The organism is Pseudoalteromonas sp. MMG006 (assembly GCF_018101025.1).
GTDB lineage: Bacteria > Pseudomonadota > Gammaproteobacteria > Enterobacterales > Alteromonadaceae > Pseudoalteromonas.
Window position 1 is genome coordinate 64336 of sequence record NZ_JAGJEJ010000015.1, and the last position, 23924, is coordinate 88259.

24 protein-coding genes are annotated in these 23924 nt (G+C 39.9%); 10 read left to right on the forward strand and 14 right to left on the reverse strand.

Annotated features, from left to right (window positions below):
* Positions 1–250 precede the first annotated feature (250 nt).
* On the forward strand, positions 251–967 hold the full coding sequence (gene arcA / locus J8L73_RS14155; protein ID WP_211000704.1) for a two-component system response regulator ArcA: 717 nt from the start codon (positions 251–253) through the stop codon (positions 965–967).
* A gap of 16 nt (positions 968–983) precedes the next feature.
* Here the strand turns inward: arcA and arcB are convergent, their stop codons facing one another.
* Positions 984–3302 (reverse strand): aerobic respiration two-component sensor histidine kinase ArcB, encoded by a 2319-nt coding sequence (gene arcB, locus J8L73_RS14160; RefSeq protein ID WP_211000703.1) that lies wholly within the window; start codon positions 3300–3302, stop codon positions 984–986.
* 231 nt (positions 3303–3533) lie between these two features.
* Between arcB and folE2 the strand changes: the two genes are divergently transcribed.
* The 4 genes from folE2 (at position 3534) to ampE (ending at position 6940) form a co-directional block, all read left to right on the forward strand.
* The gene (gene folE2 / locus J8L73_RS14165) at positions 3534–4454 is read left to right on the forward strand and encodes a GTP cyclohydrolase FolE2 (RefSeq protein ID WP_211018010.1); all 921 of its coding nucleotides are present in this window, start codon (positions 3534–3536) and stop codon (positions 4452–4454) included.
* Between the two features lie 116 nt (positions 4455–4570).
* Positions 4571–5167 (forward strand): DUF2726 domain-containing protein, encoded by a 597-nt coding sequence (locus tag J8L73_RS14170; RefSeq protein WP_211000701.1) that lies wholly within the window; start codon positions 4571–4573, stop codon positions 5165–5167.
* 120 nt (positions 5168–5287) lie between these two features.
* Positions 5288–5995 (forward strand): 5'-methylthioadenosine/S-adenosylhomocysteine nucleosidase, encoded by a 708-nt coding sequence (gene mtnN, locus J8L73_RS14175; RefSeq protein ID WP_211018012.1) that lies wholly within the window; start codon positions 5288–5290, stop codon positions 5993–5995.
* Entirely contained in the window at positions 5996–6940 is a 945-nt protein-coding gene (gene ampE, locus J8L73_RS14180; protein WP_211018014.1) for a regulatory signaling modulator protein AmpE, read from the forward strand.
* A 64-nt stretch (positions 6941–7004) separates the two neighbouring features.
* Here the strand turns inward: ampE and tyrS are convergent, their stop codons facing one another.
* On the reverse strand, positions 7005–8204 hold the full coding sequence (gene tyrS, locus J8L73_RS14185) for a tyrosine--tRNA ligase (protein ID WP_211018016.1): 1200 nt from the start codon (positions 8202–8204) through the stop codon (positions 7005–7007).
* A gap of 323 nt (positions 8205–8527) precedes the next feature.
* On the opposite strand from tyrS, the gene J8L73_RS14190 reads away from it, so the two are divergent.
* Entirely contained in the window at positions 8528–9841 is a 1314-nt protein-coding gene (locus J8L73_RS14190; protein ID WP_211018018.1) for a peptidoglycan DD-metalloendopeptidase family protein, read from the forward strand.
* Positions 9842–9917: 76 nt separating this feature from the next.
* On the opposite strand, the gene J8L73_RS14195 is transcribed toward J8L73_RS14190, so the two are convergent.
* From J8L73_RS14195 to J8L73_RS14215, 5 genes are all read right to left on the reverse strand, one after another.
* Positions 9918–10094, reverse strand: a complete 177-nt coding sequence (locus J8L73_RS14195) for a hypothetical protein (RefSeq protein WP_211000696.1) — start codon at positions 10092–10094, stop codon at positions 9918–9920.
* A gap of 8 nt (positions 10095–10102) precedes the next feature.
* Entirely contained in the window at positions 10103–11074 is a 972-nt protein-coding gene (locus J8L73_RS14200; RefSeq protein WP_211018020.1) for an aldo/keto reductase, read from the reverse strand.
* Between the two features lie 128 nt (positions 11075–11202).
* Complete coding sequence (locus tag J8L73_RS14205; protein ID WP_211018022.1) at positions 11203–12333, reverse strand: sodium ion-translocating decarboxylase subunit beta; 1131 nt, start codon at positions 12331–12333, stop codon at positions 11203–11205.
* A 12-nt stretch (positions 12334–12345) separates the two neighbouring features.
* The gene (oadA, locus tag J8L73_RS14210; RefSeq protein ID WP_211018024.1) at positions 12346–14124 is read right to left on the reverse strand and encodes a sodium-extruding oxaloacetate decarboxylase subunit alpha; all 1779 of its coding nucleotides are present in this window, start codon (positions 14122–14124) and stop codon (positions 12346–12348) included.
* A gap of 11 nt (positions 14125–14135) precedes the next feature.
* A complete protein-coding gene (locus J8L73_RS14215; protein WP_211000692.1) occupies positions 14136–14381 on the reverse strand; it encodes an OadG family transporter subunit in 246 nt (81 codons plus the stop codon).
* A 525-nt stretch (positions 14382–14906) separates the two neighbouring features.
* Between J8L73_RS14215 and J8L73_RS14220 the strand changes: the two genes are divergently transcribed.
* The 3 genes from J8L73_RS14220 to J8L73_RS14230 all read left to right on the forward strand — a co-directional run bounded on the left by J8L73_RS14220 (position 14907) and on the right by J8L73_RS14230 (position 15925).
* Entirely contained in the window at positions 14907–15080 is a 174-nt protein-coding gene (locus J8L73_RS14220) for a DUF1328 family protein (protein ID WP_002961939.1), read from the forward strand.
* 56 nt (positions 15081–15136) lie between these two features.
* Positions 15137–15328 carry a hypothetical protein gene (locus J8L73_RS14225; RefSeq protein ID WP_211000691.1) on the forward strand — a complete coding sequence of 64 codons (192 nt, stop codon included), beginning with the start codon at positions 15137–15139 and terminating at the stop codon, positions 15326–15328.
* Between the two features lie 129 nt (positions 15329–15457).
* The gene (locus J8L73_RS14230; protein WP_211018027.1) at positions 15458–15925 is read left to right on the forward strand and encodes a YcxB family protein; all 468 of its coding nucleotides are present in this window, start codon (positions 15458–15460) and stop codon (positions 15923–15925) included.
* 50 nt (positions 15926–15975) lie between these two features.
* On the opposite strand, the gene csrA is transcribed toward J8L73_RS14230, so the two are convergent.
* The 6 genes from csrA to ribA all read right to left on the reverse strand — a co-directional run bounded on the left by csrA (position 15976) and on the right by ribA (position 22048).
* Positions 15976–16167: a carbon storage regulator CsrA gene (gene csrA, locus J8L73_RS14235; protein ID WP_004587515.1), complete on the reverse strand. Its 192-nt coding sequence runs from the start codon at positions 16165–16167 to the stop codon at positions 15976–15978.
* Between the two features lie 91 nt (positions 16168–16258).
* Positions 16259–17476 (reverse strand): aspartate kinase, encoded by a 1218-nt coding sequence (locus J8L73_RS14240; RefSeq protein ID WP_211018028.1) that lies wholly within the window; start codon positions 17474–17476, stop codon positions 16259–16261.
* 6 nt (positions 17477–17482) lie between these two features.
* Positions 17483–20083 carry an alanine--tRNA ligase gene (gene alaS / locus J8L73_RS14245; protein ID WP_211018030.1) on the reverse strand — a complete coding sequence of 867 codons (2601 nt, stop codon included), beginning with the start codon at positions 20081–20083 and terminating at the stop codon, positions 17483–17485.
* A gap of 19 nt (positions 20084–20102) precedes the next feature.
* Positions 20103–20555, reverse strand: a complete 453-nt coding sequence (locus tag J8L73_RS14250; RefSeq protein ID WP_058549530.1) for a regulatory protein RecX — start codon at positions 20553–20555, stop codon at positions 20103–20105.
* Positions 20555–21343 carry a BPSS1780 family membrane protein gene (locus tag J8L73_RS14255; protein WP_211018032.1) on the reverse strand — a complete coding sequence of 263 codons (789 nt, stop codon included), beginning with the start codon at positions 21341–21343 and terminating at the stop codon, positions 20555–20557. Before J8L73_RS14255 ends, J8L73_RS14250 begins: the two co-directional genes overlap by 1 nt.
* 81 nt (positions 21344–21424) lie before the next feature.
* Positions 21425–22048, reverse strand: coding sequence for a GTP cyclohydrolase II (ribA, locus tag J8L73_RS14260; RefSeq protein WP_211000686.1), 624 nt, complete (start codon positions 22046–22048; stop codon positions 21425–21427).
* A gap of 251 nt (positions 22049–22299) precedes the next feature.
* Between ribA and J8L73_RS14265 the strand changes: the two genes are divergently transcribed.
* Positions 22300–23412, forward strand: a complete 1113-nt coding sequence (locus tag J8L73_RS14265; protein ID WP_211000685.1) for an energy transducer TonB — start codon at positions 22300–22302, stop codon at positions 23410–23412.
* A gap of 52 nt (positions 23413–23464) precedes the next feature.
* Here the strand turns inward: J8L73_RS14265 and J8L73_RS14270 are convergent, their stop codons facing one another.
* Entirely contained in the window at positions 23465–23914 is a 450-nt protein-coding gene (locus J8L73_RS14270; protein ID WP_211018040.1) for a low molecular weight protein-tyrosine-phosphatase, read from the reverse strand.
* Between the last annotated feature and the right edge of the window lie 10 nt (positions 23915–23924).

Consider the following 23924-nt stretch of genomic DNA (forward strand, 5'->3'; position numbering starts at 1 on the left):
GTGGATGTATCAATTATCAAAGGAAAATGGCTTCGACTTTATGATTCAAATGACTACATCCATGAATATATCAATTAAACAGTAGTTCTTGCTCAGCCCTTTTTTGTAGACTTTGGATACCCTACTGTTTTATTTTTACTCAATTTGTTCTTTCTTGTTAACAAATGGGTATAATCCTAATCTCTAGTAATCGGTTATAAATTCGTCACCGATTTTTTGTAAATAAAATATTCCAAAAGGTTAATTAATAATGCAAACGCCAGTCATTCTAATCGTAGAGGATGAAGACGTAACTCGACTCAACCTCGTTAGTTTATTTGAAGCTGAAGGTTATAAAGTTATTGAAGCCATTGATGGCGATGATATGCATGACAAGCTTACAAATAACGATGATGTTAATCTTGTAGTTATGGATATCAATCTTCCTGGTAAAAACGGTCTTATATTAGCCCGTGAATTACGCCAAAAGCGCAAAGTAGGCCTTATTTTCTTAACAGGTCGTGATAATGATGTTGATCGTATTTTAGGTCTTGAAATTGGCGCTGATGATTATATCACTAAGCCATTCAACCCACGAGAATTGACTATTAGAGCGCGTAACCTTATTACTCGTACAGCTTTAGGCGGTGAAGAGTCGACACTAGAAACAAATGGTGTGCTTACTTTTAACGGTTGGGAGCTTGACGAAAATAGCCGTTGCCTCACTTCTCCAAGCGGCGATGCTAAACGTTTGCCTAAAGGTGAATACAGAGCACTTCGTTTAATGCTTGACTCTCCTGGTCGTATTTTTAGCCGAGAGCAATTAATCAAACACATGACAGGACGTGAGCTTCGTGCAAATGACCGTACTGTAGATGTAACAATTCGTCGTATTCGTAAGCACTTTGAAAGCGATAACTCTACGTCAGAGCTTATCAGCACCATTCACGGTGAAGGTTACCGCTTTATTGGTAAAATCGACGCTTAATTAGAGTAAAACTCGTTTACTCTAATTGTTGTAAAAATAAATGAAGGGCTTGTTGTCCTTCATTTATTTTATCTGCTAGCACATCCAACCACTCTTTTAATACCTCATCAGACTCTTCAATCGCACCATATTCCATTACTTTTGCATGTAGCTGTACGTCATTTAAACCTACTGAGCCTGCAGCCCCTTTAAGCTTATGCGCAACCGACTTATATTCTTCCCTGTCGTTTGAGTTAAGTGAAGTTAGCATTTCTTGTTGGTACTGAGGGTTTAACTTCTCAAATAACTGACTACTGCGCTTAAACACATCTAAGCCCATTGAGTTAACAAAATCTTCTATTGTTTCAACATCGAGTAAATGTGCATTAATTTCTTTAAGTGCTTCTTCGCTCACTTTTAATTGCGGCTCAGTAGACTTAGCCTGCTTAATATCAAATAAGTCGGCAAGCATTTTATCAAGCTTCACGGTATTAATTGGCTTAGCTAAAGCACCTTGTATCGAAATCCCTTCAAGCTCTTCTTCAGCGCTGCGCACGTTAGCTGTAAGTGCAACTATAGGAAGATTATCAAAATGGCTATCTGATCGTATGTGCTTAGCAACCACATCCCCGTTTATATCCGGTAACTGCATGTCTAGCAGTACTAAATCTAAATCGTCTTCGGTTTCAACAAACGACAGTGCATCTTCGCCCGTTTCAGCCCAAAGCACTTCATGGCCTCGTTGCTCTAATAAGTTAGTTGCTATTTCGGCATTTAATGGTACATCTTCAACAAGTAATATATATAAACCTCGTCCCACATAGCTTTGTTCTGTAGGTGCTACACATAAACTAAGTGGAATTTGTACTGTAAAGCAGCTGCCTTCCCCTTCGGTACTATTGACTGTAATTGTGCCTTTCATAGCACTAACAAGCGCTTTGGTTACAGCAAGCCCAATGCCAGAGCCTATGGCATTTGTCCCTTTTAAATCTGGCGCTTTGTAATACATATCAAATATACGAGCAAGTTGTTCTTGCGGAATACCTTGCCCAGTGTCTGATATTTTAATAACAAGCCAAGGCCCTTCTTCGCGGTTTTCGCGGCTACACTCAAGGGTCACTTTACCTTGTTGGGTAAACTTAACGGCATTATTAATAAGATTCCAAACAACTTGGCGCAAACGAGTAGGATCAAGCAACGCATACACGTCTAGCTTGCCATTGCGCTCAATATTAAACTCTAACTCTTTTTGCTCAGCAATAAGTCCTGCAAAATTAACCACATCATTTATAAAGTCAGATACATTAATTGAGTCGGTTGCAATATCAAGCTGATCTCTATCTATTTTATCTAAATCTATAATATCGTTAAATATATTACCGAGTGTCTCTGCACTTGAAAACACCGTATTACACCAGCTACGCTGTTGTTTGTTCATTTCTGTATCAAGTAACATACGCGTTAAACCAACAATACCATTAAGTGGTGTGCGCAACTCGTGACTCAGTGTGGCTATAAACTTACCTTTGTCTTTGTAAGCAGTTTCAAGGGCTTGGGCAGCTTCTTTACGGCTGGTAATATCACGCCCAAAACCAAGTAAACCAATGTAGTCACCCTCATCATTAATAAACGGTAATTTACGTAATTCAAACCAGCGTTTTTCACCCTCAACCTCATAGCCTACATCTATAGTTAACGGCTTATGAGTTTGCTCAACTTGTTCATCGGTGGTTAGTACCTGAGATAAAAAGTGTGTAGGGAAAATTTGTTCAGCACTTTTACCAATAATTTCGCTACTTGATTTCCCCATAACTTCTTCAAACATTTTATTACAACCGGCAAACACGCCATTGTTATCGCGGTAGTAAAATAAATCAGGGGATGAATCAACAATAGAGCGAAGTAGCATGCCCTGCTGGGCTAACTCTTGCTGCGTTTTTTTACGCTCTGCGATTTCTCGACGTAGCTCTTCAATTGCACGGTGCTTGGCATGAAATGCCATTTTACGTTCATCAATCTCAATGTTTAAACGATTAATATTGTCTTTTAAAGTTTGGTTTAGAAGTTTTTCTTGTTTTGTAGCACTATCTAAATAAGCGTATGAAGCATCTAATTGGCGAACAGAATTAAGTAATACAGTAATAATAAGAGGCGAGACAACCGCTGCAAAAAATACTACAGCTAAAATATCAACAATATGCAGTTCACCAATTGCTACATAATAAAACATGCTCGATAAAATAAGTGATGCAGATAACAATAAAGCATAACAAAAAGCTGCCGTTTTAAACTCACCAAATCGCTTTATTGAGCTAGAAAGAGCCCTAACCCAAGGGCTCAAAGAATAATCAGTCATACGTAATTTTATCTCTTAGCTGTATGCTTAAATATAAAGAAGGCAATGTGTATGTATAAACATGCTATTTTGCCAGATTTTAGCATTTTTATGTTACCTCTACTCATGTTGTGCGATAAAAAAGAAAATTTTCATGTTTGAATTCGCCCACTTCTTAAACTCATCATTTCAGCAATAAATTATTTAGTGTAAAATACAGCGCTTTATTATGATCAATAACGAGTAGCGTACATGCAAACCAACATGCCCGATATAGCTGATACGGCTCCCGCCTTACAAACAGGTAAGTTAGACTGGGTTGGTATGGGCGAAATAGAACTGCCATTTATTTTTGAATCAAAAGATTTAGCACCCGTTACCGTTAACGCAAAAGCGCGTGCATTTGTTAACTTGCATAAAGAAGATGCTAAAGGCATCCATATGTCGCGCTTATTTTTAGCGCTCGACCTACTTTCTACCGAGCAACAAGTAAATCCGCATACTATTGCACAGGCACTCGATACATTTATAACAAGCCACGAAGGCTTGAGTGATAAAGCGCAAATAGAGTTTAAGTTTGAATTACCGCTACGTCGTAAATCACTTTTAAGCGGTAAGGCTGGTTGGAAAAGCTATCCTATAACGCTTACCAGCACTATCGAAAATAACGTTATTAGCTATGAGTTAACCGTAGATGTAACTTACTCGTCTACTTGCCCGTGCTCTGCAGCACTTGCAAGGCAGCTTATTCAAAATGCATTTAATCAAAAGTTCAACCAAGAGACTTTAAGTCGAAATGATGTGCACGAGTGGCTAGGCACTACGCAAGGCATTGTAGCTACGCCACATTCACAGCGCTCAATTGCCAATGTAAAAGTTAAACTTGATAACTCATGTGATGAATTTGACGTTGTTAATTTAATTGATACGTTAGAAGCTGAACTGAAAACCCCCGTTCAGGCGGCAGTAAAACGCGAAGATGAGCAAGAATTTGCCCGTCTCAATGGACAAAACTTAATGTTTTGTGAAGACGCTGCTCGTAAAATTAAAGCGGTTCTTGAAAACGATAACTTTAGTGATTATTGGCTACAAATTAATCATTACGAATCATTACATGCGCACGACGCTGTGGCTATTGCAGTTAAAGGCGTTAGCGGCGGTTACAAAGCTTAACAGGCTTACAATGATGGTTTATAAATCCATACAGTAATTAACGTATAACACAAAGTTTTTAGGCACGTAAATTGCTTTAGTTAAGCAGTGTCAATTTGTTGCTATGGAGTTACCGTATGGAATTCGCTTTATTATCAATTTTAGTATTAGTGGTTGGGGCCTCAATTGTTGCGTCAAAATTTAATGATGATGGCGGAAACCCGTATCCTTTTACCCGTAAACAAACTGTGTTTACGCAGGTTGAGGGCGCATTTTTAAACCTATTAGAACGTGCAGTTGGCGACCAATTTAAAATAGTCAGCCGCGTTAAATTAATCGACGTTATTGATTGTAAACAAGGCCTTTCGGCTAAATCTAAGCGTGCTGCTTTAGCAAAAGCTAAAAATAAGCAACTCGACTTTGTATTAATCGATAAAGAAAAGCTGACCATTGTTGCCGCTGTTGACTTAGTTAACAACGCCAATAAAGATGGCCACAAAGCCCAGCGCGATTGGTTTGTAAATGGCGCCTTAGAATCTGCTGGCATTCCACATATTCGTATGAAGGTTAAATCGGGCTACCGTCCTTCAGAAGTTCGCGATGCAATAATGTTTAAACTCGGTAAACCTGCAGCTGCACAAACTCAGCGCCCAGTTCGCAACCGCGTACACAAACCTGCGGTGTTATCTCCTTCTCAAGCTAAAGTGCAAACAACTGCCCTAGCCGAAATATAAAATATAATTAAATACACTTTCAAAAGTATTTGAAGCGAGCTCATAAACAAGCTCGCTTTTTTGTTTTTTATAGCTAACTTCACGTATAATCAAATTATTCAAACTCAGGAATTTAACACTATGAATGTTGGTATTATCGGCGCAATGGAGCCAGAAGTTAAAATTTTACGTGAAGCAATGCAAAACCCACAAATTTTAACTAAAGCAGGTTTCACTTTTTATACTGGCGAGTTAGCTGGAAACACAGTAACGCTTGTTCAATCTGGTATTGGTAAAGTTGCTTCAACTATTGCGACCACGTTACTCATTGATAACTTTAAACCTGATTGTGTTATTAACACGGGCTCTGCCGGTGGGTTTGATCCATCATTGAGTGTTGGCGATGTAGTCATCTCGTCAGAAGTGCGTCATCACGATGTAGACGTGACCGCATTTGGCTACGAAATCGGCCAAGTTCCACAAATGCCTGCAAGCTTTACAGCGCACCCAAAATTAGTAGAAACTGCAGAGCAAACTATTGCACAAATTAGCGATGTTAAGACGTTAGTTGGCTTAATTTGCACTGGCGATACCTTTATGTGTGATCCAGTACGAATTGATAAAGCTCGCAGCGATTTCCCATCAATGCTTGCTGTTGAAATGGAAGGCGCATCAATTGCTCAAACGTGTTTTACACTTAATACACCGTTTGTTGTTATTCGCTCTATGTCTGACATTGCCGGAAAAGAGTCGCCGCAATCATTTGAAGAGTACTTAGAAACAGCTTCAATCAACTCATCTAAAATGGTTGTCGCACTTTTAGAAAAACTAACGGCTGTAAGCCTTTAAATGCTTAGCAATATTGTTCAAAATCATTTGGACTTTATTGCCTTTATAATAGCGCTCCTCGCTGAGCGCTTTTTTCCTTTAGTAAGCTGGTATCACCCAAATACAGTATTAACCGCTGTTTTTAATGCTATTGGAAAGCGAGTTTATAAACCAAGTGAACCTAAAAGCTACCTTTATTTAGCCTCCATCCTAGCCTTTACGCTAGTTTTAAGCGTTATTCTTATTATTCTTGTGTTACTGCTCGAATTTGCCTTTTATCCTGATCTTCTCGCAGGCCTCATTTTATATTTGTGCCTTGAAAGCAAAGCGATTGATAAAAAAGCCCTGCGTATTGCAAAGTTAGTAAAACAAAACCAAAAATCTACCGCGCGTGAACTATTAAAGCCATTACTTGCCAGAGAGGTTAATAAACTATCAGCACCAGGTATAATTAAAGCCTTAATTGAAAGCTTAATCTTACGAACTGCTCGTAATTACTTTGTGGTTATATTCATATTTTTATTGTTTGGCCCGATTGCCGCTTTAGCATATCGACTGCTCACTTTAATGCAGCAGGCTTGGCGCACCGATATATCACCCAATAGCCACTTTTTAAAACCGCTTAAAATACTTTTGTATATAATCGAATTTATTCCAATACGGCTGCTTGCATTAACAATTGCTGCAAGCAAAGCAAGTAAACAAAGCATGCATTACATAAAGCACTATGGCAGACATTTTTATCAAAAAAATACAGGGTGGATTTTAAGCGCATGTTCGGCATCACTTGGTGTGCAACTTGGCGGACCTGCGGTTTACTTTGGTGAGCGCTTTAATAAAATGCGAATTAGCAACGAGAGACTACCAAAAGCCGAAGACGTCCCTGTAATAATTAATAGATTAAACCAAGCTCGCGCATTTTGGCTGTTAGTAATTATTAGCATTGAAATATTAAAATTGATTTAAAAAGCTCAAAATAAGAGCACAAAAAAACCAGCCTAAGCTGGTTTTTTAGTTTCAACTGCTGCGATTACGCTACAGTAATGTTCGCAAACTTACGTTTACCTACTTGGTAAATAGCCGTCGTGCCTTTTGCTACTTCAAGTTTAGTATCAGTGATTTTATCTTCACCGTTAAGTTTTACCGCACCTTGCTTAATCATTCGCATTGCTTCAGATGTACTAGCCACTAAGTTTGCTTCTTTAAGCAAGTTAGCGATTAAAATGCTCTCTTCTGCAATCGTAATTGTAAGCTCAGGGATTTCATCAGGAAGCGCTTTTTTCTGAAAACGTTTGATAAAATCGTCATGTGCCGCTTGCGCATCTTCTTCACTATGAAAACGAGCAATTAGCTCTTTAGCCAGCTCAATTTTAATATCACGCGGGTTAGTGCCTTGTTCAACACGTTCTTTTTGCGCTGCAATTTGCTCAATTGAAAGACCACTGAGTAAGTCGTAGTAGCGCCACATTAATACATCGCTAATCGACATTACTTTACCAAACATATCGTTTGGCGCATCAGTAATTCCAATGTAGTTACCTAGCGACTTAGACATTTTTTGAACGCCGTCGGTGCCTTCAAGCAATGGCATCATTAATACAGTTTGTGGTTTTTGACCTTCTACTTTTTGCAGCTCACGACCCATAAGTAGGTTAAAACGCTGATCAGTACCACCAAGCTCTACATCTGACTCAAGTGCAACCGAATCCCAACCTTGTACCAGCGGGTATAAAAACTCATGAATCGCAATAGGCTGACCGCTACCGTAACGCTTTTTAAAGTCGTCACGTTCTAGCATGCGGGCTACTGTTTGATTTGCAGCAAGCTTGATCATACCTGCAGCACCTAATTTTTCCATCCACGTAGAATTAAATGCTACCGTTGTTTTAGCTGGATCTAATATTTTAAACACTTGCTCTTTATATGTTTCAGCATTAGCTAGTACATCTTCACGAGTAAGTGGCTTACGTGTTACGTTTTTACCTGTTGGGTCACCAATCATGCCCGTAAAGTCACCAATCAAGAAAATGACCTCATGACCTAAGTCCTGAAAGGTTTTCATTTTGTTAATTAGTACAGTGTGACCTAAGTGTAAATCTGGCGCTGTAGGATCGAAGCCTGCTTTTATTTTTAGCTTTTTGCCCGACTTTAGTTTTTCAACTAGTTCGTCTTCAATTAATATTTCTTCTGCACCGCGTTTTATCTCTGCTAGAGCGGTTTGTAAATCCACTTTGTGTTACTCCAAAATTCTGCCGACGAAGGGGCGACTAGTTACTTGCGTAGTCACGGTTTAATAAAGGTTTAAACCGAATATATAGATGTAGCTAACATAACAAATTTCTACCTAATTAAAACAACTTTTTAAGTGATTCATGCAACTAAACAAAATCAATTGAGTCTTAGTTAGATAGAGCGTTAAAAAAGGCTTTCTAAGCTCGATTTTAGCGTAATTTAAGGTCAGTTTAAATCTACAAAACACTAGTATTCATACATTATTAGGTATATCCTGCAATATTATGTATTTATTATCTTAATAGCAGAAAAAGGCACGTTATGGTTCACGTGGTTCGCACGCTCCCCAAAAAACACAAATTGCTTATATTAGGTTTGGTTTCTGTTATTGTTGGCTTAGCCTTCCTTCCTTCTGAAAAAGCCACTGCATCCAAAGACAATAGTGTAAATGCACTAGAGATTGGTAAACGCTACGAACTACAAGTAAAAGTTGATGGCAACGAAAAATTAACTGAGCTAAATTCAGAACAAGCAGCAGAAAAGTTACCAGAGTACGACTTTATCGATCACACAGTTAAAAATGGCGACAATTTAGCAATTATCTTCAAGCGAGCTGGCTTCTCAGCGCAAACGCTTCACAAACTAATTAATACAAACGCAGAAACACGTAAGCTAACAAAAATTCATCCAGGTGAAGTACTTAGCTTTGCAACTGCTGAAGATGGCTCTTTAGCACAACTGCGTTATGTAATTTCAAAAACAGATACGCTGTTTGTTACTTTAAATGATGAAGGTAATTACGATACAGCTATCGACAGTAAAGAAATTGAAACGATAACCAAAACCGCTGGCGGTGAAATATCTAACAACTTTTGGACGTCTGCAATTGCTGCAGGATTAAGTGAACGTCAAATAATGAACTTTGCGGATATTTTTGGTTGGGATGTCGACTTTGCAAATGACATTCGTAAAAACGATCAGTTTGGTTTAATTTACGAGTCTCACTACGTTGATGGTGAGTTTATTGGTACTGGTAAAATTATTGCTGCAGAATTTATAAACCAAGGCCAACGCTTTGCAGCTATTCGCCACACCGACGGCAATTTTTATACGCCGGAAGGTCGCAGTATGAAAAAAGCATTTTTACGCGCCCCCGTTAACTTCAAATATATTAGTTCAAGCTTCAACCCTAAGCGTTTACACCCAGTTACAGGTCAAGTAAGAGCTCATCGAGGTATTGACTACGCAGCACGAACAGGCACACCTGTGGTTGCTTCAGGTAACGGCAAAGTAATCAAAGCAGGCTATAGCAAATATAACGGTAACTATATATTTATTAGCCATGGCACTCAGTACGTTACTAAGTACTTACACCTTAACAAAAAGCTTGTTAAAACAGGTCAAAGAGTTAAGCAAGGCGACAAAATTGGTACGGTTGGTTCAACAGGTCGTGTGACTGGTGCCCATTTACATTATGAGTTTTTAGTAAATGGTGTTCACCGTAACCCTAAAACCGTTAAGCTCCCTAAGTCACAGCCATTACCACGCTCTGAGCTTGCTAAGTTTAAACCGATTGCTGATAACTTTATTGCACAGTTAGAGCGCAATCGCGAACTACAATTAGCACTTAAGTAACGCTTAGTTATAGATAACAAAAAAGCCTTTGCAGGATAACCTTGCAAAGGCTTTTTTATGTTTTTAATTTAACGTGTCAGTTCATTAATACGTAAATAAGTTGCACCACCAGAGACACCATAACAAGCGGCCAAATATATTTGCTGTATTTGGTTGCTCCATCAAGCCCCATTTTACTTTGGTACTTTTCAAGTAACGGAATAAGCACTGCCAGGGCTACAAACAAGCAAATTAAAATAACAAATATGTTCATAGCGATTCCTACGGTAACTCATGACCTTTAGCACTTACATAAAGTGCATACCAATGTTCGCGGCTTAGCTCTACATTTACAGCATCACAAGATGCAGCAATTCGCTTTGCATTCGTTGTGCCTATAATTGGCTGTATCGATGCAGGATGGCGAAGCAACCATGCAAGTACAATAGCTTCTGGCGAGGTATCGTATAGTGCAGCAAGTTTATTAACGAGTATGCTGGTATTTATATCTTCTTGCGATGCATTTGATAAATCGCTACCCGTATATAAACCTTGGCATAAGCTCCCCCAGCTTTGAATTTGAATATCAAAATGTCGGCAATATTCAATACTACCAGGGGTAAAGTTAAGATTTTTACCATCAGCATTGCCCGCATAAACACCTTCATCAACAAACTGGTGTTTTTGCAAGCTTGCCTCGATTTGATTAGCCACTATTGGCATATCGAGAGCATGCTGTAAAAAGTTCATTTGATGTTGCTGCATATTCGATACAGCAAAATTACGCACTTTACCGCTTTCTTGTAAGCAACTAAATATTTGCGCTACTTCATCTACTTCCATAAGCGGATCTGGACGGTGTAGCATAAGTACATCTAGGTAGTCTGTGTTTAAACGCTTTAGCGACCCTTCCACCGACTCCTCTATCCATTTTGCAGAGAAGTCATAACGCTTCGGCCCCTTATTGTCCTCAAAGCGAATACCGCACTTAGACTGAATATACATTTTTTCTCTAAGCTCAGGGCGCTCACTTAATGCTTTGCCAAAAACCTGCTCTGCTTTACCAAATGTATAAATATCAGCATGGTCAAAAAAGTTAATTCCGCCTTCAAGGGCATTATCTATACACTCATGAGTTTGTTTTAAATGCGCACTCGTTATAGCGTCTTTATTCCACCCACCGCCTAAACCCATACAACCAAATACAAGCTTACTAACATGAGGTAAGTGTTTTGCTAGAGGTGTGTGATGCATGATAATTGTCCTTAAAGTTTGGAAGAGCTCTCACTGTAAACAAAAATACTTTATCTATCTACAAATTAGGCGCAAAAAAAAGCGCAGTAAACTGCGCTTAATGGTTAGTTGTATTACCAAAGTAAGGTTTAGCCAACAAGAGCTAACAATATACCAGCCGCAACTGCGCTACCTAAAACACCCGCTACGTTTGGCCCCATTGCATGCATAAGTAAAAAGTTATGTGGGTTATTCTCAAGCCCTACTTTATTTACTACTCGTGCAGCCATTGGTACAGCCGATACTCCAGCTGCGCCAATTAATGGATTAATAGGCGTTTTAGAAATTTTATTTAAGCCTTTTGCCATAAATACGCCTGAAGCGGTACCTATTGCAAAAGCCAATGCTCCAAGTACTAAAATACCAATAGTCTCAACTGTTAAAAACTTATCTGCAGCTAGTTTTGAGCCAACAGCTAAGCCTAAAAATATAGTCGTTATATTGATGATTTCGTTTTGAGCGCTATTACTTAACCTATCAACAACACCCGACTCACGCATTAAGTTACCTAAACAAAACATACCAACAAGCGGTATAGCTGCAGGTAAAAACATTGCAGTTAAGCTAAGCACCATGAGAGGAAATACAATTTTCTCTTTTTTAGATACCTTGCGTAGCTCAGGCATTTTAATTTGGCGCTCTTCAGGCGTAGTGAGTGCACGCATAATTGGTGGTTGAATAATTGGCACAAGTGCCATGTAAGAGTAAGCTGCTACAGCGATTGCTCCCAGTAAATCAGGGGCAAGCTTTGAGGCTAAAAATATTGCTGTAGGGCCATCGGCACCACCAATAATGGCAATAGCTGAGGCATCTTGTAAGGTAAACTCAAAACCAGGCACATAGTTTAATAGTATTGCGCCAAACAAGGTGGCAAAGATACCAAACTGTGCAGCAGCACCCAGTAATAACATACGCGGGTTTGCAATTAGCGCACTAAAATCTGTTAATGCGCCCACACCCATAAAAATTAATAACGGGAATATACCCGTATCAATACCTACGTAATATACGTAGTAAAGTAATCCACCGGGATCCGACAAACCAGCAACAGGAATGTTAGTAAGTATTGCACCAAAGCCGATAGGAAGCAGTAACAGTGGCTCAAAGTTTTTAGCAATTGCTAAAAACAATAATAAACACCCTACTGCAATCATTATCAAACCAGGAAATGTAAAGTTAGCAATACCTGTCGCATGCCAAAGGTTTAAAAGAGCTTCCATTTATACTCTCCTTTAAGCCAACGCTATAATTGCGTCACCCGTTGTCACCGAGTCACCCTCAGAAACAAGCACTTCAGCTATAGTGCCTGGGTGCATTGCACGTACTTCTGTTTCCATTTTCATGGCTTCCATAATGACAACGACATCACCTTCGTTAACAACTTGACCCGCTTTTACTTTTACTTTAAAAATATTACCAGCCAACGGCGCATTTAATGTCTCGCCAGATGCAACCGATGCAGACTGAGGGATATGCTCAGAATCTTTAAGGCTTACTTCTTTAAGTTCGCCGCCTTGTGCTACCACAACATCGTAAACCTTACCGTCTACTTTCACGCTATACTGCTCGGCAGTTACGCCCTTATTACCTGCAGGTTTTGCTGTTGGTTTACTCGCTTCATCGTCAGCACTTGGTACTGCTTCAAATGCATCAGGATTATTACGGTTTTTAATAAATTTAAGGCCAACTTGTGGGAATAATGCATAGGTTAGTACATCGTCTATTTGATCATCACAAAGCGCTAAACCTTGCTCTTTTGCCTCTTTAAGTAACTCAGCTTCAAGTGTTGCAAGTTCTGGCTGTATCTTATCAGCAGGACGACACGTAATAACCTCTGCACCATCAAGCACTCGCTCTTGTAGCTCTTTATTCATTGGTGCTGGCGTTACCCCATATTCACCTTTTAGAACACCCGCAGTCTCTTTGGTAATTGTTTTATAACGCTCGCCAGTAAGCACATTAAGTACTGCCTGTGTGCCCACAATTTGCGATGTTGGTGTTACAAGTGGAATAAAGCCTAGGTCTTCACGTACACGTGGGATCTCAAGTAACACCTCATTTAGCTTATCGGCAGCGCCTTGCTCTTTAAGCTGGTTTTCCATGTTAGTTAACATGCCACCAGGTACTTGAGCTAGCAAAATACGCCCATCGACCCCTTTAAGGCTTCCTTCAAACGCAGCGTATTTTTTACGTACGTCTCTAAAGTAGGCTGCAATCTCTTCAAGCTGATTTAAATCAAGTTCGGTATCGCGAGCAGTGCCTTCAACAATCGCTACAATAGTTTCTGTTGCAGAGTGACCGTAAGTCATACTCATAGAAGAAATAGCGGTATCAAGCATATCAATACCTGCATCAATTGCTTTTTGATACGTTGCAGTACTTAATCCCGTAGTAGCATGACACTGCATAGCAATAGGAACCGAGACAGTTTCTTTAAGTGCTTTTATAAGCTCTTCTGCATCATATGGCTTTAATAAACCCGCCATATCTTTAATACAAATTGAGTGACACCCCATATCTTCAAGCTGTTTTGCAAGGGTGAGCCACATATCAAGCGTATGAACAGGACTTACTGTATACGAAATAGTCCCTTGCGCATGTGCGCCAACTTTAACGGCCGCCTTAATTGCAGTTTCTAGATTACGTACGTCATTCATTGCATCAAAAATACGAAATACATCAACACCGTTTTTGTGTGCTCGCTCTACAAACTTTTCAACTACGTCATCAGCATAATGGCGGTAACCTAATAAGTTTTGGCCGCGTAATAGCATTTGCTGTTTAGTATTTGGCATTGCCTTTTTAAGTGCACGAATACGCTCCCAAGGATCTTCACCTAAATAACGAATACACGAATCAAATGTTGCGCCGCCCCACGACTCAATCGACCAATAACCTGCATCGTCTAATTTGCTTGCAATAGGAAGCATGTCGTCTAAACGCATACGTGTTGCTAATAATGACTGGTGAGCGTCGCGTAATACTAATTCTGTTAATTTTAATTTAGCCATGTGTGTGCCCCTTAGTTATTATTTGATTTGTACTGAGCAATGGCAGCACTAATAGCAGCGATGTGCTCTTTTGGCACACCTTGAGATTTAAAAGACGGTGATTTAACCGGTGTTGCCACTTCTGGCTCGCTAAAACGCGCAACCAAGTGAGACATAAGCGTTACAGCACCAATTAATATTGAAAGAAATACAAACACGCCCACCATACCCGTAAGCATTAAACTGCCCGCAGTAGTGAGTACAGCTCCTATATCCATTTTTCTCCCCTTAAAACATACCGAAATAAAAAGTCGGTTTATTTAAATAATTATTCACTGGATGATAACAAAACAATTAACTTTGTCTACACCCTGTAAATTGGTAAAACCAATTAAAATAAAAATAACATATCGCCACTACGGTTAACATAACTAAAACCGCTATAAACGCTATTGCGTATAGATTGCAAAAATAACGGCTATAGACAAAGCTTATACCCATCCTCGTAACAACGTATAAATACTATTAAATCTAGTATGTTATGGAGCTGTTCGCTTATAAGGCCAAAGAATAAATGTAAATTGGTCTTACCAAGTGGCGTTAAATTTCAATAGCTACACCTAACGTTTACTAAATTTACATAACTGTGAATAAGTTACATAACAAAGCGTAAAAATTACTATAGGGATGATATTTAAAACCTCACCCAAACAACATAACCAACTGATAATTAACATTAAAATAATTTGGCATATAACTGGCATTAGTTACTTCGAACGATTTGATAAACCAAGGAGAAGACAATGTTACGCTGGACAATCACATTTTTAGTTATTGCTTTAATCGCTGCAGTGTTAGGTTTTGGTGGCATCGCAGGTGCCGCAGCTGGTATAGCAAAAATTATATTTTTTATCTTTTTAGTACTTTTAGTGATTTCATTAGTTTCAGGTGCGCTACGTGGTAAATCACCCAGGTAGATAAGGCATACGACTAACCAACACTAAATTAATTAATACTTACAAGGAATTACACTATGAACTCTACAACTTTAAAAGCAGCTTTAGTCGCAGTATTTGCGGGTTTTTTCATGATGGGTTGTGAAGACAACCACGCAGAAGACGCAGGCGAGCGTATTGATGAAGCAGTAACTGACGTGCAAAACTCTGTTGAAGATGCATGTGAAAATGTAAAAGAAGGCGTTAACGCAGAAGAAACTAACTGTTAATTCTTCGCCTTTAAAAAAGCGGCTTACGAGCCGTTTTTTTTGTGCGCGCAATAAAATCCTCACTTTAAAGCTGCTCATTTAAGAGCTTACTGTTAAAATGTCAAAAATTACGCTTTAAGTATATACAATATGGCATTCACAACTACCTACACGCTTGATAAATCTTATTTTTACGAGTGCTTTGACGAATCGCTTCCTTATAGTAAACGCGCCAAACCCAAGTATTTTTTACTCGTGCTACTTATTGCCCTTGGTTTATTTGGTATTTATGGATTGGACGATCATTACCTAGGTACATTTATGATCATGCTAGCAGTGCTAGAGTGCGTGGCATTTTACTATCGCCGCCCATGGTGGGTTACTCGGCAAATGTTTAGCAGAGCATCTGGCTCTGAGGTTACGCTCACTTTTGACGATGTAGGCATTAAATCGTCTAATCATTACAAAAGCTACCAACTAGCATGGCAAGACATTACTGAAGTGATAAACACTCCAAACGGTTTGTTAATAAAAAATAAAAGCGGTATGCAATACATATCAAAACAAATACTAAGCCCTGAAACACTCGATTTTATAAACAAAAAAGCCACTCAGTGAGTGGCTTTTTAACTAGCTGAGTAAATTACTCAACTACGTATACGTGTTGATTAAGCATTGCCCGGATTAGGGTTCGACTTTTCAGCTTGTATGCGCATGTAAATCTCTTCACGGTGCACAGATACGTCTTTAGGTGCATTAACACCAATTCGAACTTGATTTCCTTTAACACCTAGAACGGTAACTGTTACTTCGTCACCAATCATTAGGGTTTCACCTACTCTACGAGTTAGTATTAGCATTCTCTTGCTCCCATGTTCCAATAAAAATTATAAGATTCCGCTTAAACATATTAATGAAAAATCGATTGAAAAGTAAGTAAAAACTCCCTAACTACTCATTTTCCGTTAAAAATGTTTTATGTAATGCACGAACTGCCAACTCTAGGTACTTTTCATCTATTAAAACCGAAATTTTAATCTCTGACGTTGAGACTAAAACTACGTTAATATTTTCCTGCGCTAATGCATCAAAAAATAAACTAGCTACACCAGAATGCGATTTCATACCCATTCCAACAGCAGATACTTTGGCCACTGTTGTTAACCCGCTAATATTATCAGCGCTTAATTGAGCTTGTTGCTCGGTAATTAATTCAAGCGCTTGCAGATAGTCATTCGAGTGCACAGTAAAAGCATAGTCTATTTTTTCAAAGTTATGATTATCTTGATTAATCATATCTATTTCGACGCCATTATCGGCAAAAAGTTTCAAAATTTTTGAAAGGTATTGCGTGCCGCTTGGCATACCTTGTACCTTAATTAAACATTCGTCGCGATTAAACGCAATGCCCGAAACAACCTTACTTGGCATATCGCTTTCCTCAAAGCTAATTAATGTTCCTTCATCAGGGTTAAAGCTTGAAAGCACCCTAAGCGGAACATTGTGTTTACCTGCCGCCTCTACAGAGCGAATGTGCAATACTTTAGCGCCTAAACTGGCCATCTCTAGCATTTCAGCAAAGGTTACTTGGCTCATTCGCCGCGCATTAGGTTCAACACGAGGATCTGTAGTATATACGCCATCAACGTCTGTATAGATCTGGCATTCATCAGCTTTTATAGCCGCAGCTATTTCTACAGCCGAGGTATCGGTGCCACCACGGCCAAGCGTTGTAATATTGCCCTCAACGTCACGCCCCTGAAAACCCGCAATAATAGCAATGCGGTTATGTTCAAGCTCATGCTTTAAGCGCGTAGCAGCAATGTCCTCTATTCGGGCTTTGCCAAACATGTTATCGGTTTGAATATTAACTTGATCGGCAAGTAAGCTTACGGCCGAATGGCCACGCTTTATAATAGCCATAGCTAGAAGCGATACAGACACCTGCTCTCCGGTGCTAATAAGTACGTCTAGTTCACGGCTACTCGGGCGAGTATCAATTTGTTTGGCGAGATTAATTAAGCGGTTGGTTTCTCCCGACATAGCCGAGAGCACCACAACCACTTGATGACCTTGTTGCCTAGTTTTAACAACAAGGTCGGCGACCGCTTCTATTCGCTCTATTGAGCCAACTGAAGTGCCGCCATACTTTTGGACAATAAGTGCCACGTAATCTTAAACTTTCTCGGTTACCCAAGCTGTTACGCTTTCAAGCGCTGCGTTTAAGTTTTCAGGCTGAGAGCCACCGGCTTGAGCCATATCAGGACGACCGCCACCTTTACCGCCTACTTGGCCGGCCATATGGTTTACAAGCTCACCGGCTTTAACTTTGCCTGTTAGGTCTTTAGTTACACCGGCAATTAGGCTTACTTTGTCGCCACTGGCAACACCTAGGGCAATAACACCTGAGCCAATCTTGTTTTTAAGGTCATCAACCATACCGCGAAGCGCTTTAGACTCAGTGCCTTCAACGTTTGCAACTAATAGCTTAACGCCATTAATTTCTACAATCGAATCAAGTAAAGACGCACCTGCAGCACTTGCTAGTTTGTCGTTAAGCTGAGCAATTTGCTTTTCAAGGCCTTTAGACTTCTCAAGTAAGGCCGTCACTTTTTCAAGTACTGATGCACTATCGCCTTTAACAAGCGCTGCAACATCGTTAAGCTGTTTTTCTTGCTCATTTACATAAGCAACCGCATCTGCGCCTGTTACCGCTTCTATACGGCGAACGCCTGCAGCAATACCGCTTTCAGATACAATTTTGAATAAACCAATATCACCAGCTCGCTCAACGTGTGTACCACCACAAAGCTCAATTGAGTAATCCCCAATAGTTACTACGCGTACTTCGTCGTCGTACTTTTCACCAAATAGCGCCATAGCACCTTTCGCTTTAGCATCATCAATTGCCATAAGCTCAGTGTTAAGTGCAAAGTTACGACGAATTTCGTCATTAACTACACGCTCAATTTCACGTAACTCATCTTTTGTAACCGCTTCAAAGTGAGAAAAGTCAAAACGTAAACGATCCGCTTGAACAAGCGAGCCTTTTTGACTTACATGCTCGCCTAATAACTGGCGAAGTGCTTCATGTAAAATATGCGTAGCTGTGTGGTTTTTCTTGATGTTCTCACGACGAGCATCATCAATAGTGGCATCCACTTTATCGTTGACACCAATACGGCCTTTTACTGTACCGTGGTGCGCAAATGCATTACCTAGCTTAGTGGTGTTAGTAACAACAAACTCGCCACCAGCAACTGTAATAGTTCCCGTGTCACCCGTTTGGCCGCCAGATTCTGCGTAAAACGGTGTGCGGTCTAGTATTACAATGCCTTCTTGGCCATCTTCTAGTAACTGTACGGCTTCGCCACCAGCAAAAATTTCTACCACTGTCGCGCTGTAATGCGTGCTGTCATAGCCTTTAAATTCAGTTAGTTTTTCTGATTTTAATTGCTCGTTGTAATCTGCACCAAATTTACCTGCTTGCTGCGCAGTTTTACGCTGTACAGCCATGCATTCTTCAAAGCCTTTATGATCGATCGTCATTTGGCGTTCACGCGCAACATCGGCGGTTAAATCGGCAGGGAATCCATATGTATCATAAAGTTTAAATACTAAATCGCCCGGGATCACATCGCCTTTAATGTCGCTTAAGCTTTCTTCTAAAATAGCTAAGCCACGCTCAAGTGTTTTGCCAAACTGCTCTTCTTCAATGCGAAGTACTTTTTCAATAATTTCTTGTTGCTTAGCAAGCTCTGGGTACGCTTGACCCATTTGCTCAATAAGTGCAGCAACTAATTTAAAGAAAAACGCGCCTTGTGCACCTAACTTATTACCGTGGCGCACAGCACGACGAATAATACGGCGTAGTACGTAACCACGACCTTCGTTAGATGGCATAACACCGTCTGAGATTAAAAACGCACATGAGCGAATATGATCCGCTACTACGCGAAGTGACTTATCGTCCATATCTTGTGCGTTAGTGACGCTTGCAGCTGCTGCAATTAAGCCTTGGAATAAATCGATTTCGTAGTTTGAATGCACGCCCTGCAAAATAGCAGAAATACGCTCAAGGCCCATGCCTGTATCAACAGATTGCTTAGGTAATGGCAGCATAGTACCGTTGCTTTGACGGTTGTACTGCATAAATACGAGGTTCCAAATTTCAATAAAGCGGTCGCCGTCCTCCTCTGGAGTGCCTGGAGGTCCACCCCAAATGTGCTCACCGTGGTCGTAAAATATTTCAGAACACGGACCACACGGGCCTGTATCACCCATAGACCAAAAGTTGTCTGAGGTAGCAATACGAATAATGCGATCTTCACTTAAGCCAATATCTTTTGACCAGTACTCAAATGCTTCTTCATCGTCATGATAAATAGTAACAAGCAGTTTTTCTTGAGGTAATTTAACAACCTCAGTTAAAAACTCCCACGCAAACTTAATTGCTTCTTGCTTAAAGTAATCACCAAAGCTGAAGTTACCTAACATTTCAAAAAATGTGTGGTGGCGCGCCGTGTAACCAACGTTTTCTAAATCGTTATGTTTACCACCGGCACGTACACAACGCTGCGAGCTTGTCGCACGTGTATATGGGCGTGATTCCGCGCCTAAAAATACATCTTTAAACTGCACCATACCGGCGTTGTTAAATAACAACGTGGCATCGTTACCCGGAATAAGCGAGCTTGAAGGTACAACTTGGTGTTGTTTGCTGGCAAAAAAGTCTAAAAACTGTTGCCTAATTTGTGCGGTAGTCATGTGCTGCATTTGAAAGTCTCACCTGTATTTACTGTGCTTGCATTGCAAAATTAATTTCATCGTAGCTAAACCCTCGATACATTAAGTAGCGCACGCGCTTAGCTTTGTCTTTGTAATCGAGATTTGGCGGTGTATCCGAATATTTTTTGTTGTACGCATCCTGCGCCAGCTCAAACCAATCTATTTCAAGCTCTTCAACTACTCTCTCAAGTAGCGAACGGTCAATCCCTTTGCCCATGGCTTCGCTTTGAATACGCTTAAGCCCGTGGCATTTAAATATGTGTTTTCTTACAAAACCTTCACAGTATCGCTGCTCATTAATAAAATTGTGCTCTTCGCACCAATTAAGCAGGTTTTCGATAAACTCGTCTGTGGCTTCTTTTTGCTGTAGCTTTTGCGTTAACTCACGGCGCGAATACTCTTGGCGCCCTAGTAACCAAAGTACATAATTTTTTAGCTTTTGCTTTAACTTATCATCCATTAAGCGTCAAAACGCCCGCTTGTTTCACTGCTAAGTGGCTTAACGTTGCTATCGTCACTTGGTGGCACAATAGGCATAAAAACAGCCTGATAAGATACAAAAAAGCTAATGTAGCAAATTGGCATTAAAATCAATAGTGGTAAGAACGATAAGAACATAGAAAGCGCCATAAATAATGCGCAAATAACACCAAAAACGCCCAGCGGAAATAAATTATGGTAAAACACCATTAACGACTTTTTAAGTGCCGTTAAAATGCGTGCTTCTTTACTAAAATAAACAAGCGGTACAGCGTACGCAAATGCCGTTAGGTAAATAAGCATTGCCATAAAAAATAAAATAACGTTAGCGCCAGATATACTCTCAAGCATTTGCTCAAGTGCTACATTTGGATCAAGCCCTGGTTGGCTCATAACAGCCACCGCATCGGCAAATAAGCCATTAGCAAGTAACGCCATTAAAATACCCGCGCCCATTTGGTAAAGTGCCAAACGCAATAACCCTAAACGATTTCCCTTTGCTGAAAATGGTTTGAGTATATCGGCCAGCATAATTTTACCGCCTTGCTGTTTTGTAAGTACCGCCTGATAAAATCCAGCGGTTAGAAACGGCGTAGCTAATGCTGCAACAACTTGCAGTACAGGTAAAAATAAAGACAGTAGCCCTACAATGCCAATAAACAAATGCATAAATATAAAGGTTGCTGGCTGGGTTTTAAAAATAAGCCATCCGACTTTAAACCACTTTAGGCCTGCATCAGCTTTAAAAATTCGTAATTCTGTAGACATACTTGCTCTTAATTTAAAACGAAACACGCCAAGTATAACTTGGCGTGAGGGGGGATTAATAGACAGAACGCAATTAAATGCTTAAGGTTTTTTAATTTTCTTAATGTCTAGCATGTGCGCGCCGTGCTTAATTTTGGTTTCTAGGTACGACTTATTACCTGCAACACCCGCTTTAATGTGTGCGTGAGTACCAATAACTGAGTCAACCTCAATACCTGCATCTCTGAGTGCATTAAGCTTTTTAGGGTTATTAGTCATTAACTTAACATGGCTTAAGTTAAGTGCATTAAGCATTAACACCGCATCCGAAAAATCACGTAAATCGTCGGCAAAGCCTAAGTGGTTATTAGCCTCGTAGGTATTCATACCTTGCGATTGAAGTACATAAGCATCAATTTTATTGTATAAACCAATACCACGCCCTTCTTGGCGTAAATATAGTAAAACACCGCCTTTTTCGTGCATCATTTCAATACATTCATTTAATTGCTCACCGCAATCACAACGTGACGAATGAAATACATCCCCTGTTAAACACTCAGAGTGCATACGAATAAGCGGCACAGCTTGCTCGGTATCGGCGTTATTAAACACCATAGCAATATGCTCTTGGCCATCTTTTAAGTCAGTAAATGACACTATTTCTGCAGGGATATCACTGTTTTTGCCAACATTAAGCTGGACTCTTGCTCTTACATGCGCCACGACAAATCCAAATATTTAAATAACTACGACACGATGAAGTGATAATATCACAAACGTTTAAATTTAGGTCGTAGTACAACATTGTTTATCGCAATTATATGGCGACGACAGCGCCTATTTTCAATGTTTAACTGCAATTTAAAACCCCTTAACAAATGAGTTAAGCATTTACATTCATTTACCCACTTTAATGACAACTACTCTTACATGGTGTACGTTATTATAAAGTATGGATATTAATAGGGATTATTATGAAGCCACAGCAACTCGCCTTATTTGTTGGTTTAAGTTTATCAGCGCTAAGTGCAACTACTTTAAGCATTCAAGCACTAGCCAGCCAAGCAAGCGATCCTCAGCTTGTTTTTAGCCAAGCATATCAAAGCTATTTAGCAGCCGTTAAAGCAAATAAAAACGTACAGCAAGCTGCTGAGTTTGCTTACACCTCTGGAAAAGCTGTTTACGGCGAAAGCTCAGATAACACCGCTAACTTAGCTATTAACTACGCTAAAGCTATTAAAGGCTACGGCAATGAGCTAAACGAGCAGCGTTATACCCTTTATAGTAAAGCCCATACTATTTTAGCTACAAACCACGGCAAACAATCAATAGAAACAGTTGATGCATTGCTTGGCCAAGCTAACTACACAACATCAGCATATCAAGCAGATAACTATTTAGAACAAATAATTGAAATAGCCGAAACACAAAACAACCCTAAGTTTGTAGCCGACATGAAGCTCGAGGCTGCAACGCTACTGGCTAAAAAGCATAGCCACAAAAAATACCGTGAAGCTAAAAACTACCTAGAAGAAGCCGACGAGTATTATCAAGAAAACTTACCCGAAAACTCACTAGAGCGCATAAAAGCTGATTTTTTAATGGCCTCATTCGCAGAAGGTCGTAAAAAATACAATCAAGCGATTGAAAGGCTAAACCGTATAGTCAATGTATTCGATAGTAACTTAAACTTTGATCACAGTGCAGAGCTAAGCGCTCACTCTAAACTTATTGGCCTGTACGAAAAACAAGGTAAAAGCGAAGAAGCAACTAAACACTGTCTAGCAATTGCTAAAATGGTGCCATGGAAAGAATCGCAAGAGCAAACGCCGCTTTACCGCGTTAACCCTAAATACCCAGTTAACAAAGTCAGATTTAGTACCGATGGTAGTGTTGTTATGGAGTTTGAGGTAAATGCAGCTGGCTTTGTAAAAAACCCAAAAGTACTTAGCTCTGAAGGCGGCAGCGCATTTGAAAAATCAGCCAAAGCAGCGCTTGAGCAATGGCGTTACGCGCCAAAGTTTGAAAATGGCAAACCCGTTAGCGCTGTAACTCAGGTGCAACTCGACTTTAAAATTAACCGATAAGCTAAAATATAAAAAAGCGCCATTTGGCGCTTTTTAAATTTATAAATGACTCCTAAATTTTAGCGAGTATTTTATCGCTAGCCGCTTCTATTAAATCAAGCACATTTTCAAAACCATCATCGCCGCCGTAATATGGGTCGGGTATAGCGCTTTGGCTTTGCTCCCCATATTCTAAAAACAGTGCCAGCTTGTAATGTAAATGCGGTGGGCACTGCGCTTTCAAATCAGCTAAATTTTGTGTGTCGGCCGCTAAAATTAAATCAAACTCAGTAAAATCGCTGGTGCGCACTTTGCGCGAAAAAAGTCCTTTAAAGCTATAACCGCGCTTTTCCCCCGCAGCCATTGAGCGGCTATCTGGCGTTTTACCTTCGTGATAACCAATAGTCCCTGCGGAGTCTACTTTTACCTCAACACCTAATTTTTTAGCACGGGCTTTTAACACCGCCTCTGCTGTTGGCGAGCGGCAAATATTACCTAAACACACTATAAGTACTTTTTTCATCAGGGCTAGC